This window comes from Pusillimonas caeni (genome assembly GCF_003545815.1).
Taxonomy (GTDB): domain Bacteria; phylum Pseudomonadota; class Gammaproteobacteria; order Burkholderiales; family Burkholderiaceae_B; genus Pusillimonas; species Pusillimonas caeni.
Genome location: NZ_PDUW01000010.1, coordinates 49,595 through 66,237 on the forward strand (window position 1 = coordinate 49,595; position 16,643 = coordinate 66,237).

General features: G+C 64.2%; 14 protein-coding genes. 5 read left to right on the forward strand and 9 right to left on the reverse strand.

Going from position 1 to position 16,643, the window contains the following annotated elements; genetic code table 11:
* Positions 1-34: 34 nt before the first annotated feature.
* Both CSC67_RS18400 and CSC67_RS18405 read left to right on the forward strand, forming a co-directional pair.
* Positions 35-1,942 carry an alpha/beta hydrolase family protein gene (locus CSC67_RS18400; RefSeq protein WP_118996024.1) on the forward strand — a complete coding sequence of 636 codons (1,908 nt, stop codon included), beginning with the start codon at positions 35-37 and terminating at the stop codon, positions 1,940-1,942.
* Positions 1,943-1,984: 42 nt separating this feature from the next.
* On the forward strand, positions 1,985-2,593 hold the full coding sequence (locus CSC67_RS18405; RefSeq protein WP_118995918.1) for a glutathione S-transferase family protein: 609 nt from the start codon (positions 1,985-1,987) through the stop codon (positions 2,591-2,593).
* Between the two features lie 22 nt (positions 2,594-2,615).
* Here the strand turns inward: CSC67_RS18405 and proC are convergent, their stop codons facing one another.
* The 6 genes from proC to CSC67_RS18435 all read right to left on the reverse strand — a co-directional run bounded on the left by proC (position 2,616) and on the right by CSC67_RS18435 (position 8,580).
* The gene (gene proC / locus CSC67_RS18410; RefSeq protein WP_118995919.1) at positions 2,616-3,446 is read right to left on the reverse strand and encodes a pyrroline-5-carboxylate reductase; all 831 of its coding nucleotides are present in this window, start codon (positions 3,444-3,446) and stop codon (positions 2,616-2,618) included.
* A gap of 129 nt (positions 3,447-3,575) precedes the next feature.
* Positions 3,576-4,088 carry a Dps family protein gene (locus CSC67_RS18415; protein WP_118995920.1) on the reverse strand — a complete coding sequence of 171 codons (513 nt, stop codon included), beginning with the start codon at positions 4,086-4,088 and terminating at the stop codon, positions 3,576-3,578.
* Between the two features lie 35 nt (positions 4,089-4,123).
* Positions 4,124-5,071 (reverse strand): LysR substrate-binding domain-containing protein, encoded by a 948-nt coding sequence (locus CSC67_RS18420; RefSeq protein ID WP_118995921.1) that lies wholly within the window; start codon positions 5,069-5,071, stop codon positions 4,124-4,126.
* A 44-nt stretch (positions 5,072-5,115) separates the two neighbouring features.
* Positions 5,116-7,128 (reverse strand): ATP-dependent DNA helicase RecG, encoded by a 2,013-nt coding sequence (gene recG / locus CSC67_RS18425; RefSeq protein ID WP_245220295.1) that lies wholly within the window; start codon positions 7,126-7,128, stop codon positions 5,116-5,118.
* A gap of 145 nt (positions 7,129-7,273) precedes the next feature.
* Complete coding sequence (locus tag CSC67_RS18430) at positions 7,274-7,660, reverse strand: Rid family detoxifying hydrolase (protein ID WP_118995923.1); 387 nt, start codon at positions 7,658-7,660, stop codon at positions 7,274-7,276.
* Between the two features lie 143 nt (positions 7,661-7,803).
* Positions 7,804-8,580: a ferredoxin--NADP reductase gene (locus CSC67_RS18435; protein ID WP_118995924.1), complete on the reverse strand. Its 777-nt coding sequence runs from the start codon at positions 8,578-8,580 to the stop codon at positions 7,804-7,806.
* 351 nt (positions 8,581-8,931) lie between these two features.
* On the opposite strand from CSC67_RS18435, the gene CSC67_RS18440 reads away from it, so the two are divergent.
* The 3 genes from CSC67_RS18440 to CSC67_RS18450 are packed head-to-tail and all read left to right on the forward strand — an operon-like array spanning position 8,932 to position 12,523.
* A complete protein-coding gene (locus CSC67_RS18440) occupies positions 8,932-9,972 on the forward strand; it encodes a Fe(3+) ABC transporter substrate-binding protein (protein ID WP_118995925.1) in 1,041 nt (346 codons plus the stop codon).
* A gap of 43 nt (positions 9,973-10,015) precedes the next feature.
* Positions 10,016-11,683: an ABC transporter permease gene (locus CSC67_RS18445; RefSeq protein WP_118996025.1), complete on the forward strand. Its 1,668-nt coding sequence runs from the start codon at positions 10,016-10,018 to the stop codon at positions 11,681-11,683.
* A gap of 54 nt (positions 11,684-11,737) precedes the next feature.
* A complete protein-coding gene (locus CSC67_RS18450) occupies positions 11,738-12,523 on the forward strand; it encodes an ABC transporter ATP-binding protein (RefSeq protein WP_118995926.1) in 786 nt (261 codons plus the stop codon).
* A gap of 9 nt (positions 12,524-12,532) precedes the next feature.
* On the opposite strand, the gene ntrC is transcribed toward CSC67_RS18450, so the two are convergent.
* From ntrC to glnA, 3 genes are all read right to left on the reverse strand, one after another.
* The gene (gene ntrC / locus CSC67_RS18455; RefSeq protein WP_118995927.1) at positions 12,533-14,005 is read right to left on the reverse strand and encodes a nitrogen regulation protein NR(I); all 1,473 of its coding nucleotides are present in this window, start codon (positions 14,003-14,005) and stop codon (positions 12,533-12,535) included.
* A gap of 66 nt (positions 14,006-14,071) precedes the next feature.
* Positions 14,072-15,127 (reverse strand): nitrogen regulation protein NR(II), encoded by a 1,056-nt coding sequence (glnL, locus tag CSC67_RS18460; RefSeq protein ID WP_118995928.1) that lies wholly within the window; start codon positions 15,125-15,127, stop codon positions 14,072-14,074.
* 29 nt (positions 15,128-15,156) lie between these two features.
* Complete coding sequence (gene glnA, locus CSC67_RS18465) at positions 15,157-16,569, reverse strand: type I glutamate--ammonia ligase (protein ID WP_118995929.1); 1,413 nt, start codon at positions 16,567-16,569, stop codon at positions 15,157-15,159.
* Positions 16,570-16,643: the final 74 nt, after the last annotated feature.

The window sequence follows — 16,643 nt, forward strand, 5'->3', positions numbered from 1 at the left end:
TATAGTAATGTTTGTGCACTTTCAAGGTCCTCTTATGCTTTTTTTCCTTCTCGCCGGCCTTCTTCAGCCAGGTATCATGCCGGCCGAGGCCGCGGCCCAGCCTGTGCCGCCCGTCTATCCGATCGAGACTTTTTTCCGCAATCCCGCCCGGGGTTTTTTCAGGCTGTCGGACGACGGCTCGATGTTGGGCTTCATGGAGCCGGTATCCATCGATGGACAGCCGGCGCGCATGAACATCTTCGTCCAGCCTCTGGAAGGCAGCCGCCCCACGGGCACGGCTCGGCGCATCACCGCCGAAACAGAGCGCGACATCAGCGGCTATTTCTGGAAGGGCGAACACACCGTCATCTACGAAAAGGACTTCAACGGCGACGAGAACTTCCACGTACTGGCAGTCGACATCCTGACCGGAGCCGTCACCGACCTGACGCCCTTTCCCGGCGTGCGGGCCAGCATCGAAGACGATCTCGAAGACGACCCCGACCACGTGCTGATCAGCCACAACGGACGCAACCCCGAGGTATTCGATGTGTATCGGGCGGACGTCCGCAACGGCGAACTTGCGCTGGTAGCCGAGAACCCGGGCAATATCGTCGGCTGGCAAACCGACCACGCCGGACGCGTCAGGGCCGGCATCGCCAGCGACGGCCTGAATGCAGTACTGCTGTACCGCAATGACGAACACAGTGAATTCCGGCCCCTGATCCAGACCGACTTCCGCACCACAGTCGCACCGCAATTCTTCGACTTCGACAACGTCGGATTCTATGCCCTGAGCAATCGAGGGCGCGACAAGCTCACCTTGGTGCGCATCGACCCGGCCCATCCGGACAGCGAAGAAGTCATATTCGAGAATCCCGAGGTCGATCTGGATGGCGCCGGCTATTCAAAGCTGCGCAAAGTGCTTACTGTCGCGGCCTACCAGACAGACAAGCCCGCCTACCATTTCTTCGATGATGTCAGTCGCGATCGCCACCGACGCCTGCAGCGGCATCTGCCGGGATACGAAATCGCCTATCAAAGCAGTACGCTCGATGAAAACAAATTCATTGTGGCCGCCTACAACGACCGCACGCCGGGCAGCCGTCATATCTACGACGCACAACGCGACACCTTGGACAAGCTGGCCGATATCAATCCCGAACTGCCCGAAGAACATATGGCGGTGGTCCGCCCCATACAGTACCAAAGCCGCGACGGCCTTGCCATTCACGGCTACCTGACGCTGCCGTTGGGGCGTGAGGCACGCGGCCTGCCTGTCGTGGTCAACCCGCATGGCGGCCCCTGGGCGCGCGACGGCTGGGGCTTCAACCCCGAAGCCCAGTTTCTGGCCAATCGCGGCTATGCCGTGCTGCAGATGAATTTTCGCGGCTCCACAGGCTATGGGCGCGCTTTCTGGGAAAGCAGCTTCGGCCAATGGGGGCTGGCCATGCAGGACGACATCACCGACGGCGTCCAGTGGCTCATCGACCAGGGCATTGCCGACCCCGCCCGCATCGCCATCTACGGGGGCAGCTACGGCGGCTATGCCACCCTGGCGGGCATTACCTACACGCCCGACCTCTACGCCGCGGCCATCGATTACGTGGGCGTCTCCAATCTGCTCACTTTTTTGAACACCATTCCGCCCTACTGGAAACCCATGCTCGAAAAAATGCACAGCATGGTGGGCGACCCGGTGGCCGACCGCGAGCGACTCGAGGCCACGTCGCCGGCCTTGAACGCCGACCGCATCAGGACGCCGTTGCTGATCGCCCAGGGCGCGCACGACCCCCGCGTCAACAAGGACGAAAGCGATCAGATGGTGGCCGCCCTGAAGGCGCGCGGCATCGATGTGGAGTACATCGTCAAGGACAACGAGGGCCACGGTTTCCACAATGACGAAAACAAATTCGAGTTCTATCACCGCATGGCGCACTTCCTGGAGGCCCACCTCAAGTAGCGTATCCGGACGGCGCGCACCCCCCACCACAAGGAGAGAAAATTGAAGCTTTATTATCTGCCGGGCGCCTGCCCCCTGGTATCGCAGATCGTCATGGAATGGATGGGCCTTTCCTATGAGCTCGAGGCGGTCGAGCGCGACGCCCTGAAAAAACCCGAATTCCTCAAGCTCAATCCCGTCGGCTCGGTGCCCGTACTGGTGGACGGCGACCTGGTGCTGACGCAAAGTGTGGCCATACTCGAGTATCTCAACGAGCTCCATCCCGAGGCGGGACTGCATGGCGCCGACGTCGTCGAGCGCGCCGAAGTGCGCCGCTGGCTCAGCTTCGCCAACGCCGACCTGCACCGCACCTTCGCCATGATCTTCGGCGTGCAGGCCTATAGCTCGGACGCCGAGATACAGAAGCTGCTCATCGACAAGACCTCCGAACGCCTGCGCTTCCTGTTCGGCATTGCCGACAAGCAGCTCGAGGGCAAGGATTGGCTTACCGGCAAGCGGTCCATCGCCGACCCTTACCTGTACGTGGTGAGCCGCTGGGCGCGCGCCAAAGAGGTAGACCTGTCAGGCATGGACAACCTGAAACGCTTCTTCGAACGCGTAGATGCCGATCCGGCGGTGCAAACCGCGCTGAAGAAGCAAGGGCTGGCCTAGGGCCTGTTAACACTAAAAGGCCTCATTTTGCAAAATCTGTGGCCAGCTCGCCCGCGCGGTCATAGGCCGCGCGCATGGCTTGCTGGACCAGAGTCGAAAAACCCTGTTTTTCGAATACTGCCAGGGCGGCGGCCGTGGTGCCGCCCTTGGACGTGACGCGCTCGCGCAAGGTGGCCGGGGGCTCGGGCGAAAGCGCCGCCAGTTGCGTCGCGCCGTGCAGCGTGGCCAACGCCAGCTTGCGCGATTGCTGAGGATCGAGGCCCAGGTCGATGCCGCCCTGGATCAATGCTTCGAGAAATAAAAACACATAGGCCGGGCCGCTGCCCGACAAGGCGGTGACGGCGTCGAGCTGGTCGTCGTTGTCGACCCATACGACTTCCCCGACCGCCTTGAGCAGAAGCTGGGCAACCGCCTTGTCGTCCTCGGAGACGCCATCGAGAGCCAGCAGGCCGGAAACACCCGCGCCGATGAGGGCCGGAGTGTTGGGCATGCAGCGCACCAGCCGCGTCCAGGGCGTGTCGCCGCCCAGCCAACCGGCCAGCGTGCTGCTTGTTATGCCCGCCGCGATGCTGATGACCAGGGTGTCCGGACGCAGGAAGGGCTTGCACCGGGCCACCGTTTCTTTCATGACTTGCGGCTTGACGGCGAATACCCAGACGCGCTGCGAGGCCAGCGTGTCGTCAGGCGCGCCGGCGGTGCCGACGCCCTGTTCGCGCCAGCGCGCAAGCACCGATTCGTCGACGTCGATCACATGCACATCGGACGCGCCGCAGCGCTTGCCGATGAGGCCGGAAGCCAGGGCCGAGGCCATATTGCCGCCGCCGATGAAGGAAAGAGTGAGTGCTTGATTCATAACCCGCCATTGTACGAAAGAACCCGGGCCCGCCGCGTTGCGATGGGCCCGGGTATTGAATACGCCTCAAGCAAGACGGCGCCGCGCGCAGACCGCTGGACGCCCCGCAAAGGCGAAACCTTCTGGGTGCTATTCGAGAATGCTGCGCAGCATCCAGGCGTTCTTTTCATGAACGTCCAGCCGGCGGGTAAGGAGGTCGACCGTGGGCGCGTCGCTGGCGTCCTCGCCGCGCTTGAGCGCAGCGCGGGCCGTTTTGGCCACCGCCTCGTTGCCCTTGACCAGAATGCGCACCATCTCGGTGGCGTCGGGCACATCGTCGGGCGCGGTGATGGAAGCCAGGCGGCCGTATTGGGCGTAGGTGCCCGGCGCATAGTGGCCCAGGGCGCGGATGCGTTCGGCGATCTCGTCGAGCGCTTGCCATTGCTCGGTGTACTGGGTCATGAACATCTGGTGCAGCGTGTTGAACAACGGCCCGGTCACATTCCAATGGAAATTGTGGGTTGTCAGATACAACGTATAAGAGTCGGCCAGCATCTTGGCGAGTTCGTGCGCGACTGCCTCGCGGTCTTTCGCGGTGATGCCGATGTCAATCACGATGCCCTTATCTGTTTTACTGGAGGACTTGCTTGTAACCTTGGCCATTTGAGATCTCCCAAATATGTTGAGAACAACGGGGTTTAGCATACCATGCTGGAGGGTTCCTCCAGATAGTGAACGCCGCCCAATTCAGTGCGATGGACGGCCTTGATCAGGGCTTGTATGGCGGTCGGCCGCGGGAAGCTCTTGCGCCATACCAATACCACTCTGCGGTCGGGCACCGGCTTCTTGAAAGGTATGTAGGCCAGCAGGTCGTTCTTGGGGTCGCCGGTGCCGATGGCGCTGGCCGGCAGGACCGTGATGCCCACGCCCGCCGCCACCATGTGCCGTATGGTTTCCAGCGACGAGCCCTCGAAGGTGCGCTGTATGCCTTCGCTCGACGCCGAAAAGCGCGAAAGCTCGGGGCAGACCTCCAGCACCTGGTCGCGGAAGCAATGGCCGGCCCCCAGCAGCAGCATGGTTTCTTCCTTCAGGGCGCTGGAACTGATGTGGCCGAGCTGGGCCCACGGATGCCCTCTGGGCACGGCTACCATGAAAGGCTCGTCGTACAGCGGCTGCACCATCAGCCCCGCATCCGGTATGGGCAGCGCCACGATGGCGCAATCGATCTCGCCCTGGCGAAGCAGTTCGAGCAGGCGCGTGGTGTAGTTTTCTTGCAGGACCAGCGGCATTTGCGGCGTCACCTCGATCTGGGCCGGCACCAGCTTGGGCAGCAGATAGGGCCCGATGGTGTAGATCACCCCCACTCTCAGCGGCCCTTCAAGCGGATCGTGCCCCTGGCGCGCGATTTCCTTGAGATTGGTCGCTTCTTCCAGCACACGCTGTGCCTGGGCCACTACGCGCAATCCTATGGGAGTCACTCCCACTTCGGTGCCCCCGCGCTCGAATAACACGACGCCCAGCTCGTCCTCGAGCTTGCGGATGGCCACGGACAAGGTGGGCTGGCTGACGAAGCAGGCATCGGCCGCCCGTCCGAAGTGCCGCTCGCGCGCCACCGCTACGATGTATTTAAGTTCCGTCAATGTCATGGCTACTCACTATGTGTCTGGCGTAATGGGGTGGCGCGAGCCGCTCAACTGCGCAGGTAATCCTGCCGGCCGCGCATCCAGCGATGCATGTGCACCTGCGCCTTGCCGGGATCGTGCTCGAGCCAGTGGCGGGCAAGCTCCTGGGCCTGGGCGGCCAGCGCTTCGTCGGCCTCCAGGCTGGCGAAGCGCAGCAGCGCCGCGCCCGACTGGCGCAGGCCCAGGAACTCGCCCGGCCCCCGCTGTTCGAGGTCGCGCCGCGCGATCTCGAAGCCGTCTCCTGTTTCGTACATGGCGCGCAGGCGCTGCCGGGCCACCTGGGACAGCGGCGATTGATACAGCAGCAGGCATATGGACTGCACGGCGCCCCGCCCCACCCTTCCGCGCAATTGATGCAGCTGGGCCAGGCCGAAGCGCTCGGCATGCTCGATGATCATCAGCGAGGCGTTGGGCACATCGACGCCGACCTCGATGACCGTGGTCGCGACCAGCAGGTCGATGTCGCCGGACCGGAATGCGTCCATGACCCTGGCTTTCTCGGCGGGCTTGAGCTTGCCGTGGATGAGGCTGACGCGCAGATCGGGCAGCGCCTGGGAAAGGCGCTCGTAGGTTTCGACCGCGGTCTGCAGCTGCAGCGCTTCGCTTTCTTCGACCAGCGGGCAGACCCAGTAAGCCTGTCTGCCCGAGCGTACTTCTTGCGCCACCAGAGCCAGCACCTCGTCGCGCCGGCCGTCCGAGGCGAGCTTGGTGACGACCGGGCTGCGGCCGGGCGGAAGCTCGTCGATGACCGAGACGTCCAGGTCGGCGAAGAAGGTCATGGCCAGGGTGCGCGGAATGGGCGTGGCGCTCATGTTCAATTGATGCGGAATGAGCGCCCCGCCGGCCGCCTCGCCCTTGCGGCTGAGTTCGAGCCGTTGGCCGACGCCGAAGCGATGCTGTTCGTCCAATATGACCAGCCCCAGATCGGCGAAGACGACCTTGTCCTGGATGAGCGCCTGCGTGCCGACGACGAGCTGCGCTTCGCCCGACTCGATGGCCGCGATGGCCTCGCGCCTCGCCTTGACCCCCAGGCTGCCCGTCAGCCAGGCGATGCGCACCCCCAGCGGTTCGAGCCACCCGGCCAGTTTGCGGTGATGCTGTTCGGCAAGTATTTCGGTGGGCGCCATCATGGCCACCTGGCCGCCGTTGGCGATGACCTGCGCGGCGGCCAGGGCCGCCACCACGGTCTTGCCGCTGCCCACGTCGCCCTGCAACAGGCGGTGCATGGGATAGGCGCGGGCCAGGTCGGCCGAGATTTCTTCCACGACCCGACGCTGAGCGGCGGTCAGCGCAAAGGGCAGCCTCTTCTCAAGCGCCGGGACCAGGCCTGGGCCGGCTCCGGCGTAAGCCCGGCTGCGCTGGGAAAGCCGCGCCGCCCGGGCCATGGCCAGCGACAACTGCTGGGCCAGCAGCTCGTCGAACTTGATGCGCCGCCAGGCTGGATGCTCGCGCTCGACCAAGTCCTGGTACGAGACGCTGGGCGGCGGATGGTGCAGGATGCGGATGGCCTCCGCGAACGGCATCAGGCCGTAGCGGCGGCGGATGTCCTCGCCGAGCGTGTCGCTCAGATCGGCATCGCGCAGCGCCTGGTCGATGGCGCGCCGCAAGGTCGGCTGGCTCAGTCCGTCGGTGGTGGGGTAAACCGGAGTAAGCGAATCGGGCAGCGCGCCGTCCGCGACGGTGACGCGCGGATGGACCATTTCGAGGCCCGAGAACCCGCCCCGGAGTTCTCCCCGCACCCGTACGCGCTTGCCCCGCTCCACCTGCCGCTGCTGGCTGGGATAGAAATTGAGCCAGCGCAGGGCCAGGCGTCCCGAGCCGTCCTCGATCATGGCCACCAGCTGGCGGCGCGGCCGGAACTGCACTTCGCTGTGCAGGATCTCGCCCTCGATCTGTCCCGTCTGGCCCGGACGCAGCGAGCCGATAGGCTGGATGCGGGTTTCGTCCTCGTAGCGCAGCGGCAGATGGACGACGAAGTCCTGCTGGCGCTCCAGGCCGAGGCGCAGGAAGCGCCGCTGCATGGCGCTTTGCGCGTCTTCCTTCCCACCGGCCGATGCGGCCCTGGAAGTCTTGCGCCGGGTCGAGGTGCTGGACACGGAAGAACTCGCTATGGGGTCATGCGCTGGGGGGATCGGTCGGATCCGGTCGAGGCCCTGTCGAGCGGCTTCAGACGACGATGATCGCCTCGACCTCGAACTGGGCGCCCTTGGGCAGACTCGCCACGCCGATGGTGGAGCGTGCGGGAAAAGGCTGCGGAATGATGTCCGCCATGATGGCGTTGGCGCTGCCGAACTTGCTCAGGTCGGTGAGGTAGAGGGTGAGCTTGACGATGCTGTCGAGCGAACCGCCCGCCGCTTCGATGACCGCCTGCATATTGGCGAAGGACTGACGCACCTGGCCTTCGAAGTTTTCGGACACGAGGTCGCCCGTGCCGGGCTCGAGCCCGATCTGCCCCGAAAGATAGACTGTCTTGCCCGCCGGAGCGGCCACGGCTTGTGAGTAAGGCCCTACTGCGGCGGGTGCGGCGTCGGTATGGATGATTTGCTTGGCCATGTCGATCTCTGTCAAGTGAAAATAAAACCACTATCAGAGTTTAAACAGCTATAGCAAAAATTAACACCCCCCCACCACCGGCTGCACCCTCGCCGGCCACACCTCGCCGGCCACACCTCGCCGGCCACACCTCGCCGGCCGCATCATTTTTCGACGAAGGCGCGCTCGATGACGTAGTCGCCCGGTTCGCCCACCCCGGCCGAGACCACAAAACCGCGGTCGTCCAGAATTTTGCACAGGTCGGCCAGCATGGCCGGGCTGCCGCACATCATGGCGCGATCGGTTTCGGGATTGAGCGGAGGCAGGCCGATGTCTTGCGATAATTGGCCGCTTTCGATCACCGTGGTCAGCCTGCCGCTGTTGCGGAAAGGCTCGCGCGTGACGGTCGGGTAGTAGATGAGCTTCTCGCGCACGATATCGCCGAAGTACTCGTTGTTGGGCAGTTCGTTCTGGATGTAGTCCGCATAGGCCAGTTCGCTGACGAAACGCACGCCATGCAGCAGCACCACTTTCTCGAAGCGCTCGTAGACTTCGGGGTCTTTGATGATGCTCATGAAAGGGGCCAGCCCGGTGCCGGTGCCGAACAGATAAAGATTCTTGCCGGGCTTCAGGTCGTCGACCACCAGGGTGCCGACCGGTTTTTTGCTGATCAGCACCGAGTCGCCGACCTGCAGATGCTGCAGGCGCGAGGTAAGCGGCCCGTTGGGCACCTTGATGCTGAGGAATTCGAGGTTCTCTTCGTAGTTGGCGCTGGCGATACTGTAGGCCCGCATGAGAGGTTTGCCTTCGACCTCGAGCCCCAGCATGACGAAGTGGCCGTTATGAAACCGCAGCGCGGAATCGCGCGTGGTGGTGAAGGAAAAAAGGGTGTCGTTCCAGTGACGTACGCTGAGAACCTGCTCGGAATTGAAAGCTGCCATAGTCTTGTTCGTAAAAAATGCCGAAGGGCGAGAAGGAGCGCATGCGCTTGCTTCGGGAACCCATGGCGTGGTTATCGACGTGAACTACTGTGTCTTGATTCTACACTATTTAGTGTTCACTCAGTTAAATTTCTTTTTAAATGCTGTATTTACAACGCCCATAAAGATATGTGCATGAAACCGGGACATTTCGGCGGCATGTGACCACCACTGACAATAAAGAGTGTATACGCCTGGTTTTCACCAAGCCGAGCCTCGTGTCGGCGGATTTGAAGTCTTTCCTTTAAACTGTTATCTTTTGCACATTTTACATGTAGCTGATAATCATTTGCATTAACAGGAGCCTTCTCCATGCGAACGACACGCCCCACCCTCTTGCCGCTCGCTCGTTCCCTTGTATTTGCGGGCCTGGCAGCTTGCGCCGGCAATGCATTCGCGGACGTCACGCTATACACCACGCGCGAACCGGGTCTGATCCAGCCGATACTCGAGCAGTTTACAAAAGACACGGGCATCAAGGCCAATACGGTCTTCGTCAAGGACGGCCTGCTCGAGCGCGTCAAGGCCGAAGGCGATAAGTCGCCGGCCGACGTATTGATGACCGTCGACATCGGCAATCTCATCGACCTGGTCCAGGGCGGTGTCACCCAGGCGGTCGAATCCAAAGAGCTGAACGACACCATACCCGCCAACCTGCGCGGCAGCGACGGCCATTGGTACACCTTGTCGATGCGCGATCGGGTCGCCTATGTGTCGAACGACGTCGACGTAAAGGAACTGACCTACGAATCGCTGGCCGATCCCAAATGGAAAGGCAAGTTCTGCACGCGCTCGGGCCAGCATCCCTACAATACCGGCCTCATCGCCGCCTTCATCGCCCATAACGGCGTCGAGGCCGCCGAAGAATGGCTGCGCGGCCTGAAGGCCAACCTGGGCCGCAAGCCCACCGGCGGAGACCGCGATGTGGCGCGCGACATCCTGGGCGGCATCTGCGACGTGGGCATCGCCAACGCTTATTACGTGGGCCGCATGAAGAACGCCGAGCCCGGCACCGACGCGCGCAAATGGGGCGATGCCATCCACGTCGTGCGCCCCACCTTCGCCAACGACGCCAGCAAGGGCACGCACGTCAACATTTCCGGCGCCGCCGTGGCGCGCCACGCGCCCAATCGGGAAGACGCCGTCAAGCTGCTCGAGTACCTGGTGTCCGAACAGGCCCAGCATCTCTACGCCAATGCGAACTACGAGTATCCGGTGCGCAAGGGCGTAGCCCTGGATCCGGTGGTAGCCAGCTTCGGCGACCTGGTGGTCGATCCGCTGCCGCTGGCCGAGATCGCCAAGCATCGCAAGCAGGCCAGCGAGTTGGTGGACAAAGTTGGCTTCGACAACTAAGACGCTGTCCGCGGCAGCGCCTGCCTCTGCCGCGGCCGGTGTTCTGAAAGGCCGTTCGCGGCTCCTTCGTCCGGCGGCCGGCTGGCCGTGGCGGCTGGGCGCGGCCCTGATCGCCGCCTGCGTGGCGGCCCCCGTCCTTGCCCTGATATGGATGTCGCTGGACGGCTCGCTGGATCATTGGCGGCATCTGGCGCAGCATGTGCTGCCCACGGCATTGGGCAACACGGCCGCGCTGCTGCTGGGCGTGGGGGTGCTGGTGGCCTGCCTGGGAACGGGTAGCGCCTGGCTCGTCACGGCCTACGACTTTCCCACGCGGCGCATGCTGCTGTGGGCCTTGCTGCTGCCCCTGGCCGTGCCGACCTACATCGTCGCCTTCGCCTATCTCGACATCCTGCATCCCCTTGGGCCCGTGCAAGGCCTGGTGCGCGACCTGCTGGGCTACGACAGCCCCCGGCAGTTCCGCCTGCCCGACCTGCGCGCCCTGCCCGGCGCCATCTTCCTGCTGGGCTTCGTACTCTATCCCTATGTCTATCTAAGCACCCGGGTCATGTTTTCCACGCAGGCGGCGAGCCTGCTCGAGGCAGGCCGCATACTGGGCCAGTCGCGGCGGGGCGTGTTCTTCCGCGTCGCCCTGCCCCTGGCGCGTCCCGCCATCGCGGTGGGCGTCAGCCTGGCCCTGCTCGAGACCCTCAACGACATCGGCGCCTCGGAATTCCTGGGCGTGCAGACCTTGACCGTCTCCGTCTATACCACCTGGATCACGCGTTCGGACCTGGCCGGCGCGGCGCAGATCGCCCTTTCCATGCTGGCCATCGTCGTGCTGCTGATCCTGCTCGAAAGGCATGGCCGCCGGCATCAGCGCTATGCCAACACACAGCGCATGCGCCCCATCCAACCCGAAAAGCTGCGCGGCATGCCCGCCGCCGCCGCACTGGTCCTGGGCTGGCTGCCCGTGCTCATCGGCTTCGTCGCCCCGGCGCTGTATCTGCTGAACGAGACCGTCAAGCATTTCGACGCCACCGGCGGCGTATCGGCCCAACTCCTGCAAAGCGGCTACAACACCGTGCGCATCGCCCTCATCGCCACCTTCGTCACCGTGGCCGGCGCGCTGGTGGTGACGTGGGCCGCGCGCAGCGCCCACACCGCCAAGACCCGCTTCATGAAACTGTGCTCGCGTGTTTCGACGGTGGGTTATGCCTTGCCGGGCACCGTGCTGGCCATCGGCCTGCTTCTGCCCCTCATCGCCATCGACGACCTGATCGCCTGGATGGCGCGGCCCTTTACCGATACGGCTCCCGGCCTGCTCCTGATGGGCTCCACCGCGGCCCTGGTGTGCGCCTACGCCATCCGTTTCCTGGCCATCTCGGTGGGCAGCCTCGAATCGGGCCTGGCCCGCATTCCGCCGTCGCTGGAACAAGCCTCGCGGCTGCTGGGCGAAAGCCCCGCCGGCACGCTCCGACGCGTCCACCTGCCGCTTTTGCGTCCCGCCATCGGCGCCGCCGCCCTGCTCATCTTCGTGGACGCCATGAAGGAGCTGCCCGCCACCCTGCTGCTGCGTCCCGTCAATTTCGAGACCCTGGCCACCTGGCTCTATGCCGAGGCGGCCCGAGGCACCTACGAAGAAGGCGCCGTCGCGGCGCTGGCGATTGTCGCCGCAGGCCTGCTGCCCGTCATGCTGCTGGCCCGCCACCAGCTAAAATCGGGCCACTGACGCCCGGCTCCGCCCATTCCATGCACACGCTCACCGTACACAGGCCGCCGCTTCATGGCTGATTTACTGCAACTGGAAGCCATCTCGCTGGCTTACGACACGCCCCAAGGCCGCCAGGCCGTCGTCGACGACTTTTCGCTCAGCCTCGAGCACGGGCATATCGGCTGCCTGCTGGGCGCTTCGGGCTGCGGCAAGACCACCGTGCTGCGCGCCATCGCCGGCTTCGAGCCGCTGCGCGCCGGACGCATCGTGCTGGACGGCACAGTTCTGTCCACCGTCGATTTCCAGCTCGAACCCGAGCACCGGAGGGTCGGCATGATGTTCCAGGACTATGCCCTGTTTCCCCACCTCACGGTGGAAAAGAACATCGGCTTCGGCCTGCGCCGCCTCGACAAGGCCGAACGCGCCAAGCGCGTGAACGACCTGCTGCATCTGGTGGGCCTGGAGGGCTCGGGCCGCCGCTATCCGCATGAGCTGTCCGGCGGCCAGCAGCAGCGCGTAGCGCTCGCACGGGCCCTGGCTCCCGAGCCCGACCTGCTGCTGCTGGACGAACCTTTCTCCAATCTGGACATCGATACGCGGGAACGCCTGGCGTTCGAGGTGCGGGACATCCTGAAGGCGACGAAGCACACGGCGCTGCTGGTCACCCACAACCAGGCCGAGGCCTTCGCGATCGCCGACCGCATCGGGGTGATGCAGAAAGGCGTGATCGCGCAATGGGACACGCCTTACGGACTGCACCATGCTCCGGCCAGTCCTTTCGTCGCGGATTTCATCCGGCGCGAGGCCTTGATGGCCCAGCGCGCGCAGGCGTATTTGCGAGGCGAGGAAGCGGGCTGAGGGGACGTCTCACTCAGACGACAGCTTCAGCTCCTGACACTTGCGAGTCAGCGTATTGCGTCCTATGCCCAGCCGCTGCGCCGCTTCGGCGCGGCGGTCGCGGGAATGCTTCAGGGCCGTGCGGATCAGCGTCGCTTCGAATTCACGCGTCAAAGTCGCCATGATCGCAGGCTCATTGCGCTCGAGCCGCCGGCTTACATCCTGCGCCAGCAACTGGCACCATACCGGCGTGCCCAGATCCTCCTGCGCCGCCTCTTCCACGACATCCGACGCCGGGACGCTGGATTGCGGCGACAATCCGTCCGCCCCGCTCCGCCCCGCCAGCACCTCCGGAGGCAGATCGTCCACGTCCACCCACTGGCCCGACGCCATCACAGTCAGCCAATGGCAGAAATTCTCGAGCTGGCGGATATTGCCCGGGTAATCGAATTCCACCAGCGCGCGCTGCGCCTCCGGCGTCAGGCGCCGCACCGCCACCCCCAGTTTCTCCGCGCTATTCTGCAAAAACAAGCCGGCCAATGCGGGGATGTCCTCCTTGCGCTCACGCAAGGGCGGCAGCCTCAGTCGGATCACATTCAAGCGATGAAAGAGATCCTCGCGAAACTGCCCTTGCGCCACACGCTGCTCCAGCGGCTGGTGCGTGGCCGCCACGATGCGCACGTCCACCCTGATCGCCTGCGAACCTCCGACCCGATAGAAACTGCCTTCTGCCAGCACGCGCAGCAAACGCGTCTGCAGTTCGAAGGGCATGTCGCCGATTTCATCCAGGAACAGCGTGCCGCCGTCCGCCTCCTCGAAGCGGCCGCGGCGCATCGTCGTCGCGCCCGTGAAGGCGCCGCGTTCATGGCCGAATAGCTCCGCTTCGAGCAGGTCGCGTGGAATGGCCGCCGCATTCAGGGCCACGAAGGGTTTGGCGGCCCGCGAGCTATGAGTGTGCAGCGCCCGAGCAATCAGCTCTTTGCCCGTACCCGACTCGCCCGTGATGAGGACCGTCGCCGGCGACACCGCCAAGCGGCCGATGGCCCGGAACACTTCCTGCATGGCCGGCGAAGCCGACTTCATCATCAGGCGCTCTCCCGCTTTGGGCGTCGCATATTCTTCTTCGCTGTCCTCCTGCCCCGCCGTCGTCTCGATGGCGCGCTGGATCAGGCTTACCGCTTCGTTGATATCGAAGGGCTTGGCCAGATAATCGAAGGCCCCCTTCTGGAATGCGGACACCGTGCTGCTCAAATCGGTGTAGGCCGTCATGACGATCACCGCGAGTCCGGGATGGCGCTGCTTGATTTCCTGCAGCAGTTCCAGGCCATCCCTGCCCGGCATGCGGATGTCCGTGATCAATACACAAGGCGCGTCGGCTTCAAGCGCATGCAGCATCGCGTCGGCCGAGACGAAACTGCGCGTGGGCAGATTGGCGCGCTGCAGCGCCTTCTCCAGTACCCAGCGTATGCTTTGATCATCGTCGACTATCCAGACGGCCTTCATGGCAACTCCAAAGATGGTTCGGGCGCATTCGCATCGAGGGTTCGAGTCCCTCCGTCAGCGCCGGCTTCATGGCGACTCCAGCGGCAGTATCAGGCGAAACTCCGTGCAGCCCGCGCACGAGTCGAACTCGATGACTCCCCCGTGCTGCTGCACGAATTCCTGAGCAAGGCTCAGACCCAGGCCCGTACCGCTCGCGCGCCCCGTTACCAGCGGATGGAACACCTTGTCGCGCAGGGCCTCGGGTATGCCCGGCCCATTGTCGATGACCGATATCACCACGCCCATGCGGACGGGCCGGCTGGCCAGCACCAGCTGGCGACCGATGCGGGTGCGCAGGGTCAGCATGGGCGCCGACGCCGACCCATGTTCGAGCAAGGCCTGCGCACCATTGCGGGCGACGTTCAACAGGGCCTGGACCAGTCTTTCGCGATCGCCGGTCAGGTCCGGAACCGAAGCATCGTAGTCGCGCCGGACCTCGATGACCGGCGAAAACTCGGCCCGCACCAGCGTGTAGACGCGCTCGCAGATTTCATGGACATTGAAGCGCAGCATTTTCAGGCTGTCGCCCTGCGGCGCAATGAGCCGATCGATCAGGGCCCTGAGGCGGTCGGCTTCGCTGACGATGACGCTGGTGTATTCGCGCAAATCGCCCTGCCCCAGTTCGGCCTCGAGCAACTGGGCCGCGCCGCGGATGCCGCCCAGGGGGTTCTTGACCTCGTGAGCCAGATTGCGCAGGGATTCCCGCTGCACCTGCAGCTCTTTGCTCAGTTGTTGAGTGCGGTCGGGCGTGCCCTGGTGTTCGAGGCTGCGCACCTCGAGCAGCGCGGCCCAGCCGGGATGGTCGACGGGCGCCACCGTCAGGCCCACCGGCAGCTCCGCGCCCTGCGCACGAGCGGCCGTGGCGAGCCGCAGGACGCCATAGCGTCCGCGCACCGCATCGACGAATCGCTCCGCCAGCGCCGCATCGCCGGCAAACAGCGTCAGCGCATCCATGCCCGCGAGCTGGCGCTGCGAGAGCCCGAACAGCTCCTGCGCGGCCACATTGGCCTCCAGCACTACACCGTCTTCGTCCAGCACCAGTATGGCGGTGGCAAGCAGGTCGAAGTGGTCAATGGGCGCCATCGCTTCACCTGCTTGCCGGGGGCTTGCGCCTACAGGCTGTAGTACATGTCGAACTCGACCGGATGCGTGGTCATGCGCAGGCGCGTGATCTCGGCCATCTTGAGTTCGATGTAGGCGTCGAGCATGTCGTTGCTGAAGACGCCGCCGCGCGTCAGGAACTCGCGGTCGGCATCCAACGCCTCGACAGCCTGCTCGAGCGAAGCGCACACCGTCGGAATCTTGGCGTCCTCTTCCGGCGGCAGGTCGTACAGGTTCTTGTCGGCCGGATCGCCTGGGTGGATCTTGTTCTGCACGCCGTCCAGGCCGGCCATCATCATGGCCGAGAAAGCCAGATAGGGATTCGCCAGGGGATCGGGGAAGCGTGCTTCGACCCGCCTTGCCTTCGGGCTGCTGACATAGGGAATGCGGATCGATGCCGAGCGGTTGCGCGCCGAGTATGCAAGCTTGACCGGGGCTTCGAAGTGAGGCACCAGGCGCTTGTACGAGTTGGTGGCGGGGTTGGTCAGCGCGTTCAGCGCGCGTGCGTGCTTGATGATGCCGCCGATGTAGAACAGCGCGAACTCGGACAGGCCGGCATAGCCGTTGCCCGCAAACAGGTTCTGGCCGTCCTTCCAGATGGACTGGTGGACGTGCATGCCCGACCCATTGTCGCCCACGACGGGTTTGGGCATGAAGGTGGCCGTCTTGCCGTACACGTGCGCGACGTTGTGGATGGTGTATTTGAGGATCTGGTTCCAGTCGGCGCGCTGCACCAGGGTGGAGAAGCGTGTGCCGATTTCCATCTGGCCGGGACCGGCCACCTCGTGGTGGTGCACTTCGACGGGCACGCCCTGCTGTTCCAGCAGCAGGCACATTTCGGAACGCATGTCATGGAAGGAATCCACCGGGGGCACCGGCACGTAGCCGCCCTTGACCGATGGCCTGTGGCCCATGTTGCCGCCTTCCAGGTCCAGGCCGCGCGACCAGGAGCCTTCTTCGGACTTGATCTTGACGAAGCAACCCGAGGCATCGTCGTTCCAGGTGACGCCGTCGAACACGAAGAATTCGGGCTCGGGGCCGAAGTAGGCGGTATCGCCCAGGCCGCTGGACTTCAGGTAGGCTTCGGCGCGGCGGGCCAGCGAGCGTGGGTCGCGGTCGTAGCCCTTCAGGTCCGAAGGCTCGAGCACGTCGCAAGTGAGGATCAGCGTGGCCTCTTCGCGGAAGGGATCCAGGCGCGCCGTGGCGGGGTCCGGCATCAACAGCATGTCGGAAGCCTCGATGCCCTTCCAGCCGGAGATCGACGAACCATCGAAGGCCTGGCCGGATTCCATCTTTTCTTCATCGACAGTGCCGCCCGGCACCGTCATGTGATGCTCGCGGCCGAGCGTGTCGGTAAAACGAAAATCCACGAAGGCGACTTCGCGCTCGGCGATCAGCTTCACAATTTCTTCTGCGGTGGACATAGATGCTCCAGGCTAGTAAAGGTCAAAAATAGGACGTCGATATGCATTACGCAATATGCATGCCAGTTTCTTGG

Coding starts and splice junctions, on each gene's coding strand:
- CSC67_RS18400 (WP_118996024.1), top strand. CDS start 35: ATGCTTTTTTTCCTTCTCGCCGGCCTTCTTCAGCCAGGTATCATGCCG.
- proC (WP_118995919.1), bottom strand. CDS start 3,446: ATGAATCAAGCACTCACTCTTTCCTTCATCGGCGGCGGCAATATGGCC.
- CSC67_RS18415 (WP_118995920.1), bottom strand. CDS start 4,088: ATGGCCAAGGTTACAAGCAAGTCCTCCAGTAAAACAGATAAGGGCATC.
- CSC67_RS18420 (WP_118995921.1), bottom strand. CDS start 5,071: ATGACATTGACGGAACTTAAATACATCGTAGCGGTGGCGCGCGAGCGG.
- recG (WP_245220295.1), bottom strand. CDS start 7,128: ATGCAGCGGCGCTTCCTGCGCCTCGGCCTGGAGCGCCAGCAGGACTTC.
- CSC67_RS18430 (WP_118995923.1), bottom strand. CDS start 7,660: ATGGCCAAGCAAATCATCCATACCGACGCCGCACCCGCCGCAGTAGGG.
- CSC67_RS18435 (WP_118995924.1), bottom strand. CDS start 8,580: ATGGCAGCTTTCAATTCCGAGCAGGTTCTCAGCGTACGTCACTGGAAC.
- CSC67_RS18440 (WP_118995925.1), top strand. CDS start 8,932: ATGCGAACGACACGCCCCACCCTCTTGCCGCTCGCTCGTTCCCTTGTA.
- CSC67_RS18450 (WP_118995926.1), top strand. CDS start 11,738: ATGGCTGATTTACTGCAACTGGAAGCCATCTCGCTGGCTTACGACACG.
- ntrC (WP_118995927.1), bottom strand. CDS start 14,005: ATGAAGGCCGTCTGGATAGTCGACGATGATCAAAGCATACGCTGGGTA.
- glnL (WP_118995928.1), bottom strand. CDS start 15,127: ATGGCGCCCATTGACCACTTCGACCTGCTTGCCACCGCCATACTGGTG.
- glnA (WP_118995929.1), bottom strand. CDS start 16,569: ATGTCCACCGCAGAAGAAATTGTGAAGCTGATCGCCGAGCGCGAAGTC.